Raw genomic sequence first — 417 nt, forward strand, 5'->3', positions numbered from 1 at the left:
CCCGGCTGCTGCCGGCAGCCAGCGGCCCCAGCTCGGCTTCGCGCCACGGCAGCTCGGCCTGCAGCACGATTTCGCCGCTGCCGACGCGCCGGATGATCAGCCGTTCGCTGAAGTCGCCGTGTGTCGGCTGCTGGCCCTGATTGTGGCTGGTCCAGTGCACGGTCAGGGGCTGGCCGGACTGCAGACCGTCCGCCGGTTCCAGCCGCAGGCCGTCGGGGCGCAGATCCACGCCTGCGGCAGCCCCGCCCAGGTCGAGGTTCTGCGGGATCGCCGGGGCGTTGACGAACACGCCCAGCCGACAGGCCAGATCGTCGCGGCCATCGGTCTGATCAAGCACCACACGATAGCGGCCGCCGATCAGCGCCAGGTGTTCGAGGTCGCGCAGCGCGCTGTCGCTGATCACCTGCCCATAGGGGT

At 71.0% G+C, this 417-nt stretch carries 1 protein-coding gene; it reads right to left on the reverse strand.

Annotation, left to right across the window (positions count from 1 at the left end):
• Window positions 1–417, reverse strand: a 417-nt coding sequence (locus PZA18_RS24310) for a hypothetical protein (RefSeq protein WP_284103467.1), incomplete at both ends; no start/stop codon positions are given.

Source organism: Parachitinimonas caeni (assembly GCF_030129945.1).
GTDB classification, from domain to species: Bacteria; Pseudomonadota; Gammaproteobacteria; order Burkholderiales; family Chitinimonadaceae; genus Parachitinimonas; species Parachitinimonas caeni.